17 protein-coding genes are annotated in these 17,879 nt (G+C 57.6%); 9 read left to right on the plus strand and 8 right to left on the minus strand.

The genetic code is table 11. The features are described from left to right. Positions 1 to 87 precede the first annotated feature (87 nt). From mdtD to yccS, 4 genes are all read left to right on the plus strand, one after another. Positions 88 to 1,515, plus strand: coding sequence for a multidrug transporter subunit MdtD (mdtD, locus tag FQ192_RS17340; protein WP_149659667.1), 1,428 nt, complete (start codon positions 88 to 90; stop codon positions 1,513 to 1,515). Between the two features lie 57 nt (positions 1,516 to 1,572). Continuing rightward, positions 1,573 to 2,958 carry an ATP-dependent RNA helicase DbpA gene (gene dbpA / locus FQ192_RS17345; RefSeq protein ID WP_149659668.1) on the plus strand — a complete coding sequence of 462 codons (1,386 nt, stop codon included), beginning with the start codon at positions 1,573 to 1,575 and terminating at the stop codon, positions 2,956 to 2,958. Positions 2,959 to 3,090: 132 nt separating this feature from the next. Next, positions 3,091 to 4,269 carry an NAD(P)/FAD-dependent oxidoreductase gene (locus FQ192_RS17350; protein ID WP_149659669.1) on the plus strand — a complete coding sequence of 393 codons (1,179 nt, stop codon included), beginning with the start codon at positions 3,091 to 3,093 and terminating at the stop codon, positions 4,267 to 4,269. A 327-nt stretch (positions 4,270 to 4,596) separates the two neighbouring features. Continuing rightward, positions 4,597 to 6,780: a YccS family putative transporter gene (gene yccS, locus FQ192_RS17355; RefSeq protein WP_149659670.1), complete on the plus strand. Its 2,184-nt coding sequence runs from the start codon at positions 4,597 to 4,599 to the stop codon at positions 6,778 to 6,780. Positions 6,781 to 6,905: 125 nt separating this feature from the next. Here the strand turns inward: yccS and FQ192_RS17360 are convergent, their stop codons facing one another. Then, a complete protein-coding gene (locus FQ192_RS17360; protein ID WP_149659671.1) occupies positions 6,906 to 7,643 on the minus strand; it encodes an ABC transporter substrate-binding protein in 738 nt (245 codons plus the stop codon). 256 nt (positions 7,644 to 7,899) lie between these two features. On the opposite strand from FQ192_RS17360, the gene FQ192_RS17365 reads away from it, so the two are divergent. Further along, entirely contained in the window at positions 7,900 to 8,352 is a 453-nt protein-coding gene (locus FQ192_RS17365; protein ID WP_149659672.1) for a GNAT family N-acetyltransferase, read from the plus strand. A 114-nt stretch (positions 8,353 to 8,466) separates the two neighbouring features. On the opposite strand, the gene FQ192_RS17370 is transcribed toward FQ192_RS17365, so the two are convergent. The 3 genes from FQ192_RS17370 to FQ192_RS17380 are packed head-to-tail and all read right to left on the minus strand — an operon-like array spanning position 8,467 to position 11,435. Next, entirely contained in the window at positions 8,467 to 8,763 is a 297-nt protein-coding gene (locus FQ192_RS17370) for a helix-turn-helix domain-containing protein (RefSeq protein WP_123404302.1), read from the minus strand. A gap of 11 nt (positions 8,764 to 8,774) precedes the next feature. Then, complete coding sequence (locus FQ192_RS17375; protein WP_149659737.1) at positions 8,775 to 9,266, minus strand: M48 family metallopeptidase; 492 nt, start codon at positions 9,264 to 9,266, stop codon at positions 8,775 to 8,777. Positions 9,267 to 9,311: 45 nt separating this feature from the next. Continuing rightward, positions 9,312 to 11,435: a bifunctional diguanylate cyclase/phosphodiesterase gene (locus FQ192_RS17380; RefSeq protein WP_149659673.1), complete on the minus strand. Its 2,124-nt coding sequence runs from the start codon at positions 11,433 to 11,435 to the stop codon at positions 9,312 to 9,314. A gap of 322 nt (positions 11,436 to 11,757) precedes the next feature. Between FQ192_RS17380 and FQ192_RS17385 the strand changes: the two genes are divergently transcribed. The 3 genes from FQ192_RS17385 (at position 11,758) to FQ192_RS17400 (ending at position 14,037) form a co-directional block, all read left to right on the plus strand. Continuing rightward, positions 11,758 to 12,426 carry a polysaccharide lyase family 7 protein gene (locus FQ192_RS17385; protein ID WP_149659674.1) on the plus strand — a complete coding sequence of 223 codons (669 nt, stop codon included), beginning with the start codon at positions 11,758 to 11,760 and terminating at the stop codon, positions 12,424 to 12,426. Between the two features lie 623 nt (positions 12,427 to 13,049). Beyond that, positions 13,050 to 13,334 carry a fructose-bisphosphate aldolase gene (locus FQ192_RS17395; protein WP_149659675.1) on the plus strand — a complete coding sequence of 95 codons (285 nt, stop codon included), beginning with the start codon at positions 13,050 to 13,052 and terminating at the stop codon, positions 13,332 to 13,334. 289 nt (positions 13,335 to 13,623) lie between these two features. Continuing rightward, the gene (locus FQ192_RS17400) at positions 13,624 to 14,037 is read left to right on the plus strand and encodes a hypothetical protein (protein WP_149659676.1); all 414 of its coding nucleotides are present in this window, start codon (positions 13,624 to 13,626) and stop codon (positions 14,035 to 14,037) included. Between the two features lie 777 nt (positions 14,038 to 14,814). Here the strand turns inward: FQ192_RS17400 and FQ192_RS17410 are convergent. Together FQ192_RS17410 and FQ192_RS17415 are read right to left on the minus strand one after the other, a co-directional pair. Beyond that, positions 14,815 to 15,102, minus strand: coding sequence for a hypothetical protein (locus FQ192_RS17410; RefSeq protein WP_149659677.1), 288 nt, complete (start codon positions 15,100 to 15,102; stop codon positions 14,815 to 14,817). Positions 15,103 to 15,191: 89 nt separating this feature from the next. Then, complete coding sequence (locus FQ192_RS17415; protein ID WP_149659678.1) at positions 15,192 to 15,503, minus strand: hypothetical protein; 312 nt, start codon at positions 15,501 to 15,503, stop codon at positions 15,192 to 15,194. Positions 15,504 to 15,812: 309 nt separating this feature from the next. Here FQ192_RS17415 and FQ192_RS17420 point away from each other — a divergent pair, with 309 nt between their 5' ends. Then, positions 15,813 to 16,190: a hypothetical protein gene (locus FQ192_RS17420; protein ID WP_149659679.1), complete on the plus strand. Its 378-nt coding sequence runs from the start codon at positions 15,813 to 15,815 to the stop codon at positions 16,188 to 16,190. Between the two features lie 140 nt (positions 16,191 to 16,330). Here the strand turns inward: FQ192_RS17420 and FQ192_RS17425 are convergent, their stop codons facing one another. Together FQ192_RS17425 and fba are read right to left on the minus strand one after the other, a co-directional pair. Next, positions 16,331 to 16,570: a helix-turn-helix transcriptional regulator gene (locus tag FQ192_RS17425; protein ID WP_149659680.1), complete on the minus strand. Its 240-nt coding sequence runs from the start codon at positions 16,568 to 16,570 to the stop codon at positions 16,331 to 16,333. A gap of 163 nt (positions 16,571 to 16,733) precedes the next feature. After that, a complete protein-coding gene (gene fba / locus FQ192_RS17430; protein WP_054044249.1) occupies positions 16,734 to 17,798 on the minus strand; it encodes a class II fructose-bisphosphate aldolase in 1,065 nt (354 codons plus the stop codon). Between the last annotated feature and the right edge of the window lie 81 nt (positions 17,799 to 17,879).

A 17,879-nucleotide genomic window follows, 5' to 3' on the forward strand; every position in this document is an offset into this window, starting at 1 on the left:
TCCCATTGAAGGCGTAACGCGGAGCGTCACAGGATGCATTCCCACGCGGAGCGTGGGAACGATCATTGATAAACCCACAGAGGTCCCATGCCCAACCGCCCGCCTCTCGACGCTGTCACCGCCCGCTGGTTGCCGTGGGTCGTCGCCATTGCCTTCTTCATGCAGTCCCTCGACGGGACCATCCTCAACACCGCCCTGCCGGCCATGGCCCTGGACCTGGCGGAAAACCCGTTGCGCATGCAGGGCGTGATCATCGCCTACATGCTCACCGTCGCCCTGCTGATCCCCACCTCGGGCTGGATCGCCGACCGTTTTGGCACCAAGAAGATCTTCTTCGGCGCGATCCTGTTGTTCAGCATCGGCTCGTTGCTCTGCGCGTTATCGAGCACCCTGACCATGTTGATCGGTGCCCGGATCATCCAAGGCCTGGGCGGTGCCTTGATGCTGCCGGTGGGCAGGCTGGTGGTGCTGCGGGCCTACCCGCGCTCGGAACTGGTGCGGATCATGGGTTTCATCACCATTCCCGGTCTGCTCGGCCCGTTGCTCGGCCCGACCACCGGCGGCTGGATGGTGCAGTACTTGTCGTGGCACTGGATTTTTTTGATCAACCTGCCGGTCGGCGTGATCGGTTGCTACGCCGTGTGGAAGTTCATCCCCGACCTGCGCGGCAGCGAACGCACGCGGTTCGATAGTCTCGGCTTTCTGCTGTTCGGCGCGGCCATGGTGTTGATCACCATTGCCATGGAAGGCCTCGGCGAATTGCATTTGCCGCACCTTCGCGTGATGTTGCTGCTGTTCGGCGGCATGGCCTGCCTCGCGGCTTATTGGCTGCGGGCCGGGCATATCGATAATCCGCTGTTCGCGCCATCGCTGTTCAAGACCCGCACGTTCGCCGTGGGCATCCTCGGCAATCTGTTCGCCCGCCTGGGCAGCGGCGCCCTGCCATTCCTTGTGCCGTTGCTGCTGCAAGTGGCGCTGGGGTATTCGCCGTCCCAGGCCGGGATGAGCATGTTGCCCCTGGCGGCGGCGGCGATGTTCGCCAAGTCCGTGGCGCGACCGCTGATCGAACGCTTCGGTTACCGCATCGTGCTGACCGGCAACACCCTGGCCCTGGGCATCATGCTGGCGGCCATGGGCCTGGTCAGCGAGCAGACGCCGTATTGGCTGCTGCTGGTGATGCTGGCGATTGCCGGCGCGATCAACTCCTTGCAGTTCACCGCAATGAACACCGTGACCCTGATCGACCTCGACGACGCCAGCGCCAGCAGCGGCAACAGTTTGCTGTCGGTGGTGGCGCAATTGTCCCTGAGCCTGGGTGTGGCGTGCGCCGGTGCGCTGCTCGGTGGCTTTACGGCGGAGGTCGGAAATGATGGCGTGGAGACCATTTTGGGCGCGTTCCAACTCACGTTTGTCACCGTCGGCGTCATGGCGATGCTGGCCGCGACGATCTTCTCGCAGCTGTCGAGAGAAGACGGACGGCGCGTCAAACGTCCGGAAGAACACATCGAGCCTTAGGGCGAACGGCCACGGGCCTGATACACTGCGCGACATTTTGTTTTGCAGGCCCGTCCCGTGACCACCATCGCCACCGCTTTTAATACTTTGCCGCTGTCCGCCGCCATGCTGGCTAACCTCGACTCTTTGGGTTATGCCGAGATGACGCCGATCCAGGCGCAAAGCTTGCCGGTGATCCTCAAAGGGATGGACCTGATCGCCCAGGCCAAGACCGGCAGCGGCAAGACGGCTGCCTTCGGCATCGGCCTGCTGAACCCGATCAATCCGCGCTTCTTCGGTTGCCAGGCGCTGATCATCTGCCCGACCCGCGAGCTGGCGGACCAGGTGGCCAAGGAAATCCGTCGTCTGGCCCGTGCCGAAGACAACATCAAGGTCCTGACCCTGTGCGGCGGCGTGTCCCTCGGCCCGCAGATCGGCTCCCTGGAGCACGGCGCGCACATCATCGTCGGCACCCCGGGCCGCATCCAGCAGCACCTGCGCAAGGGCTCGCTGATCCTGCATGGCCTGAACACCCTGATCCTCGACGAAGCCGACCGCATGCTCGACATGGGTTTCTACGATTCCATCGAAGAAATCATTGCCCAGACCCCGGAACGCCGCCAGACCCTGCTGTTCTCCGCGACCTACCCATCGGGCATCAAGCAACTGGCCGCCAAGTTCATGCGCAACCCGCAGATCGTCAAGGCCGAGGCGTTCCACGACGACTCGCAGATCGAGCAGCGCTTCTACGAAATCTCCCCGGAAGAACGCATGAGCGCGGTGACCAAGGTGCTTGGCCACTTCCGTCCGGCGTCCACCGTGGCCTTCTGCTTCACCAAGCAGCAGGTTCAGGAAACCGTTGATCACCTGACCTCCAAAGGCATCTCCGCCGTCGGCCTGCACGGCGATCTGGAACAGCGTGACCGCGACCAGGTGTTGGCCATGTTCTCCAACCGCAGTACGTCGGTACTGGTCGCCACCGACGTCGCCGCTCGCGGCCTGGACATCGATGCGCTGGACATGGTGATCAACGTCGAACTGGCCCGCGATTCGGAAATCCACATCCACCGCGTCGGCCGTACCGGTCGCGCCGGTGAGAAAGGCATTGCGATCAGCCTGGTGGCGCCGTCCGAAGCCATCCGCGCCCAAGCCATCGAGAAACTGCAGCAGTCGCCGTTGAACTGGGATCAGATCGACAACCTCACCTCCCAGGGCGGCGCGCCGCTGCTGCCGGTGATGAGCACGTTGTGCATCGGCGCGGGTCGTAAAGACAAGGTACGTCCGGGCGACATCCTCGGTGCACTGACCGGCGACGCCGGTATTCCGGGTGCCCAGGTGGGCAAGATTGCGATCTTCGACTTCCAGGCATTTGTGGCGGTGGAACGCGGGATCGCCAAGCAGGCCTTGCAGCGCTTGAACGACGGCAAGATCAAAGGTCGTTCGTTGCGCGTGCGTATCCTCTGATCCTGATCGTTCCCACGCTCCGCGTGGGAATGCATCCCGTGACGCTCCGCGTCACATAACGGCGGACGCAGAGCGTCCATGGCGGCATTCCCACGCAGAGCGTGGGAACGATCATTGTGTGAGGACACCGTTTTGCGCTCTACCGAAGTCGTGATCATTGGCGCTGGCGCCGCAGGGTTGATGTGTGCGCTGACCACCGCCGGGCGCGGGCGCCAGGTGATGTTGCTCGACCACGCCAACAAGGCCGGCAAGAAAATCCTGATGTCGGGCGGTGGCCGCTGCAATTTCACCAACATGTACACCGAACCGGGCAATTTCCTCTCGCAGAACGAACACTTCTGCAAATCCGCCCTAGCCCGCTACACCCAGTGGGATTTCATCGGCATGGTCGCCAAACATGGCGTGCCGTACCACGAGAAGAAGCTCGGCCAACTGTTCTGCGATAACAAATCCAGCGACATTCTCGAGATGCTTTTGAGCGAGTGCGATCAGGTCGGCGTCAGCCTGCACCTGGACACCTCGATCCAGACCATCGAGAAACTCGAAAGTGGCTACCTGCTGGACACCACGCTCGGCCAAATCACCTGTGAATCCCTGGTGATTGCCACCGGCGGTTTGTCGATCCCAACCCTGGGCGCCACCGGTTTCGGTTATCAAGTGGCCAAGCAATTCGGCCACGAGTTGCTGCCGACCCGCGCCGGCCTGGTGCCGTTCACCATCACCGATCAGCTCAAAGAACTGTGCACCGAACTGTCCGGCACCTCGGTGGACTGTCTGGTGAGCTGCAATGAGCAGAGCTTTCGCGAGAACATCCTGTTCACCCACCGCGGCCTCAGCGGCCCGGCGATTTTGCAGATTTCATCCTTCTGGGAATCCGGCGACACGGTTGAAATCAACCTGATGCCCGACCACGACGTGCCGACCTGGCTGCAACAGCAGCAAGCCGAACGTCCGAACAGCGAGTTAAAAACCCTGCTGGGGGAAATCTTCACCAAGAAGATGGCCAACCTGCTGGCGGACAACTGGTTCGTGTCCAAACCGATGAAGCAATACACCCACGCGGAAATCGCTGACATCGCCGAAAAACTGGCGAGCTGGAAGATCGTGCCCGCAGGGACTGAAGGCTATCGCACGGCTGAAGTGACCCTGGGCGGGGTCGACACCCATGAGGTGTCGTCCAAGACCATGGAATCGCTGAAAAGCCCTGGGTTGTACTTCATTGGTGAAGTGCTGGATGTGACCGGGCACCTGGGCGGCTTCAACTTCCAGTGGGCGTGGGCTTCGGGTTATGCGGCGGCGCAATACGTCTGACGCTGTAGGAGCAAAGCTTGTTCGCGATAGCGGTCTTACAGTCGACATGGATGTTGAATGCACCGGCCTCTTCGCGGGCAAGCCTTGCTCCTACAGGTTGGCGTCGAACGTGATATAGCGAACGACGCGTCGAACGCGATATTGCGCATGGCACGGACCTGTAGGAGCGAGCGGTGCGACGATTCGACTTGCCCGCGAAAGCGTCCGAACAGACAACACAGAACCATCAAGGGAACAGATTTTGCTGTCAGATGTGATCGGCGCCATTGCGTCGGCGTCATTACTGGCTCAATTTAGCGTCATCGCCTCGGAAGGCCCTCGCACTTCATGTCATCGACCCCATTCAGTCAGTCTCTGCGTCGCCTCTGGGCGCTGGATAAATTCAGTTACAGCGTAAGGGTGTTTATCGCCCTGACCGGCAGCATGGCCGTCTGTTGGTACCAGGATGAAATGGGGCTGTTGATCCCGTTGTTCCTGGGCATCATCGCCAGCGCCCTGGCCGAGACCGACGACAGTTGGCAGGGCCGCCTCAACGCGCTGGCCGTGACGCTGGTGTGTTTCAGCATCGCCGCGTTCTCGGTCGAATTGCTGTTCCCCTACCCCATCATCTTCATCATCGCCCTGGCCCTGGCCGCGTTCGGCCTGACCATGCTCGGTGCGCTGGGCGAACGCTATGGCGCGATTGCCTCGGCGACGTTGATCCTGTCGGTCTACACCATGATCGGCGTGGACCAGCGCGGCGGCGCGGTGACCGATTTCTGGCACGAACCGGTGCTGCTGGTGGCCGGTGCCGCCTGGTACGGCTTGCTCTCGGTGTTGTGGCAGGCGCTGTTTTCCAATCAGCCGGTGCAGCAGAGTCTGGCGCGGTTGTTCCGGGAATTGGGGTTGTACCTGAAGCTCAAGTCATCGCTGTTCGAACCGATCCGGCAACTGGACGTGGAAGCCCGGCGCCTGGAGCTGGCCCAGCAAAACGGTCGTGTGGTCGCCGCGTTGAACGTGGCCAAGGAAATCATTCTGCACCGGGTCGGCAACGGTCGGCCGGGCTCGAAAGTCAGCCGTTACCTAAAACTCTATTTCCTCGCCCAGGACATCCACGAGCGCGCCAGTTCTTCGCACTACCCTTACAACGCCCTGGCCGACGCGTTCTTCCACAGCGACGTGATGTTCCGTTGCCAGCGCCTGCTGCGCCAACAAGGCAAAGCCTGCCGGGCCCTGGCCGAATCGATCCAGATGCGCCAGCCCTTCGTCTACGACGCCAGCTTCGCCGAAGCCCTGGGCGACCTGCACGCCTCCCTCGAACACCTGCGCATCCAGAGCAACCCGGCCTGGCGCGGATTGCTGCGTTCCTTGCGCGCACTAGCGGCCAACCTCGGCACTCTCGACCGTTTGCTCAGCGACGCGAGCAACCCCGACGCCCTCGCCGACGCCACCGACAGTAGCCTGCTCGACCGCTCGCCGCGCAACCTCAAGGATGTGTGGCTGCGCTTGCGCACCCAACTGACGCCGACCTCGTTGCTGTTCCGCCACGCCCTGCGTTTGCCCCTGGCGCTGAGCATCGGCTACGCCATGGTGCATTTGATCCACCCGTCCCAGGGTTACTGGATCATCCTCACCACGCTGTTCGTCTGCCAACCGAACTACGGCGCCACCCGGCGCAAACTCGGGCAGCGGATCATCGGCACCGCCATCGGCCTGACCCTGGCCTGGGCGCTGTTCGATCTGTTCCCCAATCCACTGGTGCAGTCGTGCTTCGCCATCGCCGCCGGGGTGGTGTTCTTTATCAACCGCACCACCCGCTACACCCTGGCGACGGCGGCGATCACGCTGATGGTGTTGTTCTGCTTCAACCAGGTCGGCGACGGTTACGGGCTGTTCCTGCCGCGCCTGTTCGATACCTTGCTCGGCAGCCTGATCGCCGGCCTCGCGGTGTTCCTGTTCCTGCCGGACTGGCAGGGTCGACGCCTGAACAAAGTGCTGGCCAACACCCTGACCTGCAACAGCATTTACCTGCGCCAGATCATGCAGCAATACGCCGCCGGCAAAAGCGACGACCTGGCCTATCGCCTGGCCCGACGCAACGCGCACAACGCCGATGCGGCGCTGTCGACCACATTGGCCAACATGCTGATGGAGCCGGGGCATTTCCGGAAGGAAGCGGATGCCGGGTTCCGCTTCCTGGTGCTGTCCCACACGTTGCTCAGCTATTTGTCAGGGCTCGGCGCGCACCGCGAGACGCAATTGCCGCCGGACGTGCGCGAGCATTTGATCGATGGCGCCGGGGTGAGCCTGGCGGCCAGCATCGACGAAATCGCCCAGGGGTTGGCGAGCAAACTGCCGGTGGCGATCCAAAGCGATGCGGAAGAGGCACTGGCCAATGAGCTGGAGCAGATGCCGGACGAGATCGATGAAGGACAGCGGCTGGTGCAGACGCAGTTGGCGTTGATCTGCCGGCAGTTGGGGCCTTTGCGCACGCTGGCGGCGCATCTGATTAAAGACACCAGCGAGGTCTGAGATTTGTAGCGGCTGGGCGGGCCTCTTCGCGGGCAAGCCTCGCTCCTACACGGGTTGTGTCGTGCCGAAAATCACGGATTCACCCCAACCCACTTGCCGCTTGAAGCTCAAAACCTGCCGCTGCCCTACATCCCATGCTGCTTCATCAACCGCTCATAACTCCCATCCGCCTTCATCGCCGCAATCTCCCGATCAAACCCCGCCACGATCTGCTCATGCGCCGGGTTCTTCAGGCTGACCAGAATGTGCAGGCTGTTCTCGCTCAAGGGCTTGGGCAAAAACTCGACCGTATTGCGCACCCTGGACGATTCCCGGGCCAGGTAATAACGGGCGACGAATTCATCTTCCAGGGTCAACTTGACCCGGTCGGCCGCGAGCATGCGCACGGCCATGGCGAAGTTGTGCACCGGGACTTTCTGCAGCGCTTTATCCTCATCGAATTCCGGCGAATAGGCGTAACCGCGCACCACGGCGATCGGGTAGGTGTGCAGTTGCTGCAGGTTGTTGTATTCGATGGGTGCGTCTTTGCGCTTGATGAAGCGCACGCGGTTGAGCAGGTACTCGGCGGAAAACTGCCCGAGCTTGGTCCGGTCGTCGTTGTACCAGGCGTTGACTAGCACGTCGTAGCGGCCCTCGCCCACGCCCAGCAAGGCGCGCGCCCAGGGCACCTGCTCGAAATCGCTGGCGTAACCGGCCCGGGCCAGTGCCGTGCTGACGATGTCCGTGGCCAAGCCACCGTTGACCAGCGTGGCGTCGGTAAAGGGCGGCCAGGCATCGGCCACCAGACGCAGCTTTTCCGCTGCCGCAGTCTGAGTCAGCAACAGCAAGCCAATCAAAGCAAAAGCTCGATGCAATCGCGGCATGCTAGAAAATCCTTAGCGGGCGGGCGGCCCGACGTGTTTTCAGCCAAAACTCCAAGACTCGAATACCGGCGCAGCGGTACTAAACCTTAGCTCATGGAAGCCAATGCACAGCGCTGACTTGCAGATTACACAAAGAAGACAAGGGCGCGCGAAATGAATGATGGCATTTTGGCCTTTATCACAGATTTCTCAGTCATCAAGACATCTTTCGCCCAGACGCCTAGTATCGCAGGGACGTAATTCAAGGAATGTGAAGATGACAATCGAGTGGGTCTGCAAACATCACAGCGATCTGGGTAAAGAGCAGCTGTATGCCATTTTGAAACTGCGCGCCGAGGTGTTTGTGGTCGAGCAGCGCTGTGCCTATCAGGACGTCGATGGCCAGGACCTTGAAGGCGACACCTGCCATTTGATGGGTTGGAGCGGGGATGCGCTGCTGGCGTACCTGCGCTTGCTCGACCCGGAATTGCAGGGTGGCGACGTGGTCATCGGGCGGGTGGTGACGGCACCTGAAGGCCGTGGCCAGGGGCTGGGGCATGAAATGATGGAACAGGCGTTGAAACAGGCTGAGAAGCGCTGGCCGGAAGTGCCGATCTATCTGTCGGCGCAGGCGCATTTGCAGGGGTATTACGGGCGGTATGGGTTTGTCGCGGTTGGGGAGCAATACCTGGAGGATGATATTCCGCATATCGGGATGCGGCGTTCTTGAGGGCCTCTTCGCGGGCAAGCCTCGCGCCTACAGGTTCGCGCGATTTTATGCACGACGCCATACCTGTAGGAGCAAGGCTTGCCCGCGAAGGCGTCAGCCCAGGCGCTGCAAATCTCAGGGATATTCCAACACCGCTTTAATCTGCCGCAAATTGCGCTCGATCCACCCGCGATCAATCGCGCCCCACTCGCGAATCCGGTAACGCCCCGCATGATTGCGCGCGCCGTCTTCCTGCTCGAACTCGCAAACAATGTCCAGATCCGCCAACGCCGCGATGGTGTCCTGGGCTGTGCGCCGAGGCATGCCGGTGACTTCGGTCAGGGTCGGCACGCTGCTGGCCAGTCCGCTGTCGATCAGGTACGCCACGTATAGCCGGCGGTAGAAGCTGCTTTTGGTTTTGCTGACGTCCATCCGGACACTCCTTATTGCATATCCCGCCAAGTCAGATACACCCGCAGATCAAACTCCACCTGGTGATACCCCGGCAACATGTGTTCGCACAGTTTGTAGAACGCCTTGTTGTGATCCGACTCTTTGAAATGCGCCAGCTCATGCACCACGATCATTTTCAGGAACTCCGACGGCGCTTCCTTGAACAGCGACGCCACGCGGATTTCCTTCTTGGACTTGAGCTTGCCGCCCTGCACCCGGGAAATCGTGGTGTGCAGGCCGAGGGCGCGGTGGGTCAGGTCCAGGCGATTATCGAACAACACCTTGTCGATGGCCGGGGCGTTGCGCAGGTATTCCTGCTTCAGGTCCAGGGCGTAGGTGTACAACGCCTTGTCGCTTTGCACCGCGTGCTTTTGCGGGTAACGCTGGGTCAGGTAGTCGCCCAGCCGACCGTCGGCGATCAACTGGCGCACCTGGTCCTGCAACGCAGCGGGATAGGCCTGGAGGTATTTCAACGCGGTCATTGGGCGGGCAACACGAATCACGAAAAGGTCGCCAGTGTAGCGAATTCAGCGGTGCAGCGCGCTCCAGTCGAAGGGCTGCACAAATTCGCCGGCATCGTCGGAGGTCATGGGCCGCGCCACCAAAAAACCCTGCACATACTCGCAGCCGTTGGCCTGCAGCCAGTCATATTGCGCCACCGTTTCCACCCCTTCGGCGATCACCAGCAGACCGTATTGCTTGCACAGATCGATCACCGTGCGCACCAGCGAGGCATCCCGCGTCGACTCCGGCAGCCGCGCAATCAAATGCCGGTCGAGCTTGAGAGTGTCCAGCTCCAGGTCCCGCAGATGCGCCAGCGAACACGGCCCTGAGCCGAAGTCATCCAGCGCCACCCGCACCCCCAGATTGCGCAGCAAACGCAGCTGCTTGCGGGTTTCGTCGGGGTTGATCATCAACGCTTCTTCGGTGACCTCGACTTCTATCTGGCTCGGCCGCAATGCATGGCGCTCCAGGGTTTGCCGCAACTCCGTGACCAGGTTCGGCATGCCGAATTGCGTACTGCTCAAACTCACCCCCAGCACCAGGTCCTCGGCGAACAAGGTTTCCCAGGCCTTACGCTGCTTGGCGCTGCGATGGTAAATCCAGCTGCCCAGGCGACTGATCAACCGCGCCTCTTCCAGCAACGGCAAAAACAGCCCCGGCGGCACATCGCCGACACTCGGGTGCTGCCAGCGCAGCAACGCCTCGAAACCGCGAGTCTGCCCGCCATTGATCGCCACTTGCGGCTGATACACCAGGTTGAAATCACGGTTCTCAATGGCGGTGCGCACACTCTCTTCCAGCATCAAGCGCGAACGCGCCCGGCCATTCATTTCGTGATCGTAGAAGCGATATTGCTGACGCCCGGCGCGCTTGGCTTCGTACATCGCGATGTCGGACGCGCGCAGCAAACCGTCGAGGTTGGAACCACAATCCGGGTAAGTGGCGATACCGATGCTGGCGCCGAGGGCGATGTCCAACCCTTCGATCTGCTGACAGATCGACACCCGCTCGATCAGCTTCTCGGCAATCTTTGCCGCTTGCTCCGGAAACTCCAGGTCCAGCAGCGCGGTGAATTCATCGCCGCCCATGCGCGCCAGAATGTCGAAGGGCCGCAGGCAGGCCTTCAACTGCTCGGACACCCAGCGCAACACCCGGTCCCCAGCGTCGTGACCGAGGGAATCATTGACCCGTTTGAAACCGTCCAGGTCCAGGTACAACAGCACCCAGGCACTGTCGGAACGTTCGCCGCGCAGCAGCAGGTTTTCCACGGTCTGGTGGAAACCACGGCGGTTGAGCAGCCCGGTCAGCGGATCGGTGACGGCCTGGAACTCCAGTTGCTGATGCAGATGGCGCACCACCGACATGTCCAGCACCGTCACCACCATCGCGTGTTGCTCGGAGGGCAGCGGCGCGCAGGACAACGCCACCGGCACCTGCTGGCCCGGCGCCGTGCGCAGCAGCGCGTCGTGCAGGCGCAGGGTTTCGCCGCGTTTGTAACCGGTATACAGGTCGGAATCGGCCCAGATTGGGATGTGCGGTTTTTGCAGGAAATCCAGAAACTCCCGGCCCTGCAGGTCCTTGACCGTGGCATTGAGCAGCCGCGACATCGCCGGGTTGGCAAAACGAATCAGACCGTCCTCACCCACCACCAGAATGCCTTCGGCGGCGTTATCCAGCACCGAGGCGTTAAAGGCGCGGGCGACCTCCAGATCGTGGCTCAGGCGCTGCAAGGCCCGGCGATTGCGCTGATGCTCCAGCAACGCCTGGACTTTGGGCTTGAGGATTTGCGGGTCGAAGGGTTTGAACAGGTAATCCACCGCGCCGCTGGCGTAGCCCTTGATCACGGCGTCCTGGGACTGTTCGTTGGCGGTGAGGAAAATGATCGGGGTCAAGCGGGTGCGCTGACTGCCGCGCATCAACCGCGCGACTTCAAAACCATCCATGCCCGGCATCTGCACATCCAGCAGCACCAGGTCGACATCGTGTTCAAGCAGCAAGCTGAGGGCCTCGAAGCCCGAGGCGGCGGTCATGACCTGCCAGTCCTGGCGCTGTAACAAGGCGCGCATGCTGATCAGGTTTTCAGGGTAATCATCAACGATTAAAAGGACAGAGCTGCCTTCACTTGGCGTGGGTTGCGCGCATTCCATGCTGCTTCTCTTGTTCGGGGCGACAGGCCGGTTTCTCGTGAAAACCGGACAAATACTACGCCTTCACTCTAGACCCGGATCCGAAAAAGCAGTAGGTATCATCGCGCCATCATGTAACCAAACCGTCCATAACCCGACTAACGGTCGGCGCTACAGCCCCCGAAAACCGGGAAAGATGGCTTTTTGACAGGATGTTGACGTCAATCTTCTGCCCGGCGGGCATTAACAAAGCACGCGACTACGCTTATAAAGGCAGCCCTCCAAGGCCCGTGCTAGAGCTTGTGGCACGGGCGTGCAGCATGAATTCGTGGAAGCTTTGTCTATGATCGATCTCGCAACATGGAACCTCAGTGTTCCTGTCGGCAATCCGCCTTACACCGTCGAAACAGCCAAACTGGTGAAGGGTTTCAAGGACCAATACTTCCATTCCGACACCGGCACCCTGTTCTTCTGGTCCCCGGTCACCGGCTCCAAAACCGCAAACGCCAAATACCCCCGCACCGAACTTCGCGAAACCTACAGCAACGGCACCCTGCGCAACTGGCTCTACCCGGACGCCGACAATTCCCTGCGCGCCACCCTCGCGGTGAACCAGGTGCCGAGCTCCGGCAAGATCGTCATCGGCCAGATCCACGCCTATGAAAGCCAGAAACCGTTGATCAAGCTTGAATATCAATTCAAGACCAGCACGCAAACGGGCAACATCGTCGCCAAAGTGCGCATGCACCCCGATGACGGCGAAGGGCGGGTGATCACCATCGCCACCGGCGTGAAGCTGGATCAGGAGTTTTCCTACCTCCTGCACCTGAGCCCGGGCGGTCAATTGGGTATCAGTGCGGCGGGTTATCAGTGGGATTCGAACATCAGCGCCACGTGGCGCGACAAGCCGCTGTATTTCAAGGCGGGCGTGTATGTGCAGGACCACACCGGGTATACCAGCGAGGGTGGGAAAGTGACGTTCAGCAAGCTGGATATCGATCACGACAAGTAAGCCTTCTGCCCTGATCGTTCCCACGCGCAGCAAAGGAATGCAGCCCGGGACGCTCCGCGTCCCATCCAGAGCCCAACGCAGAGCGTCCGATGAGGCATTTTGTGGCGAGGGGGCTTGCCCCCGTTGGGCTGCGCAGCAGCCCCAATTAATCTCAAGCCTTCCGCAAATCCCGTAGGAATAATGCCTTTATGGCGAGGGAGCTTGCTCCCGCCGGGCGGCGAAGCAGCCCCATCCACCTGCCACCGCATTCCTACAGCCCCACCGCAACGCCCGGTTTTGCGGCGGCTGCGCCACCGAACGGGGGCAAGCCCCCTCGCCACAAGGGTTATGCGCCGTCCTACACCCCGGTTGCAGCCATCAAAGTCGCCGCTTATAGTTCGCCCCGTCGCTGACAGCAGTCGGCGATAGGGTTTCGCAGCCCTACAGCACAATGGCAACCAAGCCCCATAACAAACGATGGTCGTTTTAACGCCCGCAGTTCGTTTTATGGTGGCTGCGTGTGGGAGACCTTCGGGTCTGCCGGGTTCCTTGTGCCTCGGTCTGCGAACCCGCACGCAGCTACCACCCATTCGATTCGCAGCGAAAAGTAGTAGCTCTTCTTTTATGCACAGGAAGATTTACTTATGACAACGAACAACCCGCCGCGCCGCTTCACCCCCATGTCCCAATTCGCTACCGACTACCCCGTCCTGCTCATCGACAGCGACGCCCCGATCCGCGAATTGCACAACTGCGTCAGCGAACGCCTCAACGCCGTCGTCAAATACCTCAACCTCATGGCCTGCACCAGCCTGCCGGACTACGCCGAAATCGACATCAACACCGTCACCAACATCGCCTTGATCCTGCTGCGGGACGTGGGGGACGTGTTTCGGGTGATTGAGCGGCGTGGGTTTGATACGCCTTGAGTCCAGTGATTAATAGGCATTAATTAAAAACCCACATGTGTGTGGGTTTTTAATGCTTGAAAATCGAAGGATCGATTAATTGCTTCACACCCGCTGAAACCCTCCTAACCAGTAAACTTTTATCGCAAAAAGATATAAAAAACTGTCAGATTTTACAGGTTCAATAAACAATCTTCTCCCTTACACTTTTTTAAAGTAAACGCAAAAAAAGCCACAACACCAAACCTACACCCTCCAACTAGCTTAATACACATATCATCAAATCCAACATAAGCGAAAAGGTGAAGACATGGCAAAATATTATGGCGAAAGATCCGTTAATGGAATAAAAAATTGCGCCCCATTCCTAAAGGAAATGTTGGAAAATCTAGCCAATCAACCAGCATATACAGGCGAGACCGGATGGAACTCTCAAATCGTAGACCAAGCAACTAATAGGGTATGGGTCGCATCTATCGAAGTAGGCACTGGTGATTCTTACAACTCACCTGATGACTATGCAGCCAACATCCCTTCGGCGGACGCAGCCGCACAGAACTCATACACCGCCTACGTAGAACACGAGTTCAACCACACGACAATACGCGCTCAAATCGCAATGGCATGTATCGGCTCCACCAAGAAAGAAATCCCGGGAATGAGCGTATGGGAGGCGATAAAATACAACATCGTAAACGAAGTACCTGAACGTTTTAAATCATAACAATCTGCACCATATTAAATCCGCGCAAAAAAAATGGACGGATTTATTCAATCTGCCCCACAACTAAATATTGGTTGAGCTGATCGACTAGTAATCATGTTCAACCAACTCAACTAGATTTTAATATCAATACGGTTATCGACTATTTCAAGCGCCATCCCTAAGGCCGCTGTGAAAAACCGTATATAACGCGACATTTTCACCAGCCTCCAGCGCCATAATAGTCTTTCGACTGCATCTCGCTTTCTGCGCCAAATGCTGCTCGCATTAAAAGGGCATTAAAAGGGGACGGATTTATTTATCCACTACCTTCATGCCTAACGACAACCACTCCCCCTAAACAATCACCTGTAAGAAATAACAGTTCTTAATACAATTTTTCGATAACAGAGCGATAAGATATGATACAAAAGCTTACAGCAAATCCATAGACCATTTTCCGCCACCGCCTGCTACGCTTCCTGCAACATACATGGAAGTAGGTGGCTATATGCCCAGAACAGCACGCATTGTATTGCCCAACCATCCGCTTCATGTTGTGCAACGAGGCCACAACAAATAAGCAACAGAACGAGCACAGGGACGACCGGCGGAAAAGTTCAATACGGCAGTTGTCATGAGAGGACAGACCTATTAAATAAATCTGCCCCCTTTTTCCAGTCCCCTTTTCCAAAATAGGCCAATAGGATAGTTGGCATAAGGAAACCGATTAAATAAATCAAACCCTTTTTTACGCCCCCCCCCCTTTACAGCTAAATACCAGAATGAACAACTACACTAAAAGTGTTCAGATGTATATTGATAGAGGGCCTTTCCATCCTTGTATATAGGAACCACACAAAGATCATGCGAACCTACATCAGGCAAGTGCACAATGATAGTAAAATCATTATTCGCAAGCGATGCACCATAGGCGAAAAACCCCCCGCCACCGCTTATGTACACGCCAAGTACTGTAGCGAGCATATCTGGAAACCCACCTTCAAGCTGGCCTTGCAGCTGAAAGATGTCATTTCTTTGAGTTAAAGGCTTGGATCTATACAACAATACATTCATGTCAGCCATGATATTACTCTCCACAAAGCTCACAAAATTAAAAGAATCGAGCTCATACGCCCTACAAAAAGGGCCAAGTCCATTTCCCTTAACGATTTTTAAACATTGGATTGAACAACGACTTCAAACGCTTTGGATGAAAATTGGTAACGAGGCACTCCATCAGTGTATATAGGAATTACATATAAGGTATATCGCCCCACATCCTGCAAATGAACGATGATAGAAAAATTACTATCTGCCAGTGCGGCACCATAGGCGCGGATAGACCCGAGCCCATCAACTGACACTCCAAGTATTGTAGCTTCCATATCAAATAGTCCGCCTTCGATCCGGCCCAACACTTGGAAAATATCATTCCTATCAGTTAATGGTCTGGTTCGATATACCACTACATTTAAGTCAGTCATCGTCGAATCTCCCGAAAGTTCACAGATGCAGAAATCATAAAATTTATGTATTTACTATTTTTACGCTACCGAACGCCGCTGTCCGTGTCACCTGTAAAACATGACAGTCTTAAATGCTAAATGGCGATCACTTCAACCAAAACCAAAACCCCCAGGAATATCTCCTGCCAATTCAATCTATCACCAATAACAAAACGATATAAAAAACTGTAATTTTTAACAGGTCCATTTCGACTAATACACGCCTAACTTATTCACGAGCTCAGCGACTGGCTGGGTTATTATGCTTTTAAAACAGGGGATTTAACCATGAGCGCACTTTCATCATCACAAATAGCATCAGGAGACGTCCTTAGCTTTAATGACGCTTCCGGTCAAGCCGTCGAGGCCGAAGTAACAAGCACCGATGAAAATTCACAACAAATTACTGCCATCGTACGCAGCCCAAGTGGTAACGTTCAAGTAGGAACAGACATTAACATTAGCCTTGATACGGGTGACACTTTGAATGGAAGTGCTTCTTCCGTCAACGGATCAACATTTGTCATTACGGTCACGGGAGTCACTTCATCATTTAATGTGGACACTTCCTCTGGAGCTAGAAGTGGCGCGACTGGCGCGGGCATACGTATGAATATTGACAGGCAAAAAGCCAAGGACAAGAACTGGAAGTACAAACCCAAATAGAACAAATTATCAGAACGGAAAAGCGGAAAAGCATTAAAAAGGGGGCAGATTTATTTAATCTGCTCCCCTACTCTTCTATCCATTTACTCACTATATGCAGCCCTAAACTTTTTGGCTTATCCAACTGACTCATAATTACACTAAACTAACTCGGCGAGAGATTTAAGGTCGATTCGACTATCAACTAATTCAATCGCCACCCCTAAGGCCGCAGTGACTCTAAACACCGTATATAACGCGACATTCTCACCAGCCTCCAGCGCCACAATGGTCTTTCGACTGCATTTCGCTCTCTGCGCCAATTGCTGCTGGCTATAGCCTTTGGCACGGCGTAATTGGCGTAGCCTTTCAGCAAATACTGCCGGGTTGTACAGAACCATATATGTCACCTATAACGGACTTTTGGGGTTTACTCCTTGGCTATTTCCACTATAAGTGACATCGCAGCGCACTTATGTCAGCCCATTCCGAAAGTGAAAATCGCGCACACAAAAAAACCCGCCTCTCGGCGGGTTTCTTATCAACGCAGCTTAACGCCCAGGCTTAGTTCACCTTAGCGTTCAACTCACCTTTCAGGTAACGCTGATACATCGCTTCCAACGAGATCGGCTTGATCTTCGAAGCATTACCGGCAGTACCAAACGCTTCATAACGAGCGATACACACATCACGCATCGCCGTCACAGTCGCGCCGAAGAACTTGCGCGGGTCGAATTCGCTTGGGTTGGTGGCCATCAGGCGACGCATCGCACCGGTGGACGCCAGACGCAGGTCGGTGTCGATGTTGACCTTGCGCACGCCGTGCTTGATGCCTTCGACGATTTCTTCAACCGGCACGCCGTAGGTTTCTTTGATGTCGCCGCCGTACTGGTTGATGATCGCCAGCCAGTCTTGCGGGACCGAAGACGAGCCGTGCATCACCAGGTGGGTGTTGGGGATGCGTTTGTGGATTTCTTTGATGCGGTCGATGGCCAGTACGTCGCCGGTCGGTGGCTTGGTGAACTTGTAGGCGCCGTGGCTGGTGCCGATGGCGATGGCCAGGGCGTCGACCTGGGTGCGTTTGACGAAGTCAGCGGCTTCTTCCGGGTCGGTCAGCATTTGGCTGTGATCCAGAACGCCTTCGGCGCCGATGCCGTCTTCTTCACCGGCCATGCCGGTTTCAAGCGAACCCAGGCAGCCCAGCTCGCCTTCTACCGATACGCCGCAGGCGTGAGCCATGGCCACGGTTTGTTGGGTGACGCGGATGTTGTAGTCGTAGTCGGTCGGGGTCTTGCCGTCTTCGCCCAGGGAACCGTCCATCATCACCGAGCTGAAGCCCAGTTGGATGGAGCGCTGGCAGACGTCAGGGCTGGTGCCGTGGTCCTGGTGCATGCACACCGGGATGTGCGGGAATTCTTCGATTGCCGCCAGGATCAGGTGACGCAGGAACGGGGCGCCGGCGTATTTGCGAGCACCGGCCGAAGCCTGGACGATCACCGGGGAGTCAGTCTTGTCAGCGGCTTCCATGATGGCGCGCATCTGCTCAAGGTTGTTGACGTTGAAGGCTGGAACGCCGTAGCCGAATTCGGCTGCGTGGTCCAACATCTGGCGCATGCTGATAAGTGCCATTGTGTGTGTCTCTCCCGGTTTGGGTCGTTAATCGTGCCAGCCTGCCGTAGCGGCGGCGGCTATTCAAGTTATTGCAGATCG

The sequence above is a fragment of the Pseudomonas sp. ANT_J12 genome (assembly GCF_008370045.1).
Classification (GTDB): Bacteria; Pseudomonadota; Gammaproteobacteria; order Pseudomonadales; family Pseudomonadaceae; genus Aquipseudomonas.

What these genes read in the sequence shown, in the direction of transcription:
- mdtD (WP_149659667.1), top strand. Translation starts at nt 88, where the DNA reads ATGCCCAACCGCCCGCCTCTCGACGCTGTCACCGCCCGCTGGTTGCCG.
- yccS (WP_149659670.1), top strand. Translation starts at nt 4,597, where the DNA reads ATGTCATCGACCCCATTCAGTCAGTCTCTGCGTCGCCTCTGGGCGCTG.
- FQ192_RS17360 (WP_149659671.1), bottom strand. Translation starts at nt 7,643, where the DNA reads ATGCCGCGATTGCATCGAGCTTTTGCTTTGATTGGCTTGCTGTTGCTG.
- FQ192_RS17365 (WP_149659672.1), top strand. Translation starts at nt 7,900, where the DNA reads ATGACAATCGAGTGGGTCTGCAAACATCACAGCGATCTGGGTAAAGAG.
- FQ192_RS17370 (WP_123404302.1), bottom strand. Translation starts at nt 8,763, where the DNA reads ATGGACGTCAGCAAAACCAAAAGCAGCTTCTACCGCCGGCTATACGTG.
- FQ192_RS17375 (WP_149659737.1), bottom strand. Translation starts at nt 9,266, where the DNA reads ATGACCGCGTTGAAATACCTCCAGGCCTATCCCGCTGCGTTGCAGGAC.
- FQ192_RS17380 (WP_149659673.1), bottom strand. Translation starts at nt 11,435, where the DNA reads ATGGAATGCGCGCAACCCACGCCAAGTGAAGGCAGCTCTGTCCTTTTA.
- FQ192_RS17385 (WP_149659674.1), top strand. Translation starts at nt 11,758, where the DNA reads ATGATCGATCTCGCAACATGGAACCTCAGTGTTCCTGTCGGCAATCCG.
- FQ192_RS17395 (WP_149659675.1), top strand. Translation starts at nt 13,050, where the DNA reads ATGACAACGAACAACCCGCCGCGCCGCTTCACCCCCATGTCCCAATTC.
- FQ192_RS17400 (WP_149659676.1), top strand. Translation starts at nt 13,624, where the DNA reads ATGGCAAAATATTATGGCGAAAGATCCGTTAATGGAATAAAAAATTGC.
- FQ192_RS17410 (WP_149659677.1), bottom strand. Translation starts at nt 15,102, where the DNA reads ATGGCTGACATGAATGTATTGTTGTATAGATCCAAGCCTTTAACTCAA.
- FQ192_RS17415 (WP_149659678.1), bottom strand. Translation starts at nt 15,503, where the DNA reads ATGACTGACTTAAATGTAGTGGTATATCGAACCAGACCATTAACTGAT.
- FQ192_RS17420 (WP_149659679.1), top strand. Translation starts at nt 15,813, where the DNA reads ATGAGCGCACTTTCATCATCACAAATAGCATCAGGAGACGTCCTTAGC.
- FQ192_RS17425 (WP_149659680.1), bottom strand. Translation starts at nt 16,570, where the DNA reads ATGGTTCTGTACAACCCGGCAGTATTTGCTGAAAGGCTACGCCAATTA.
- fba (WP_054044249.1), bottom strand. Translation starts at nt 17,798, where the DNA reads ATGGCACTTATCAGCATGCGCCAGATGTTGGACCACGCAGCCGAATTC.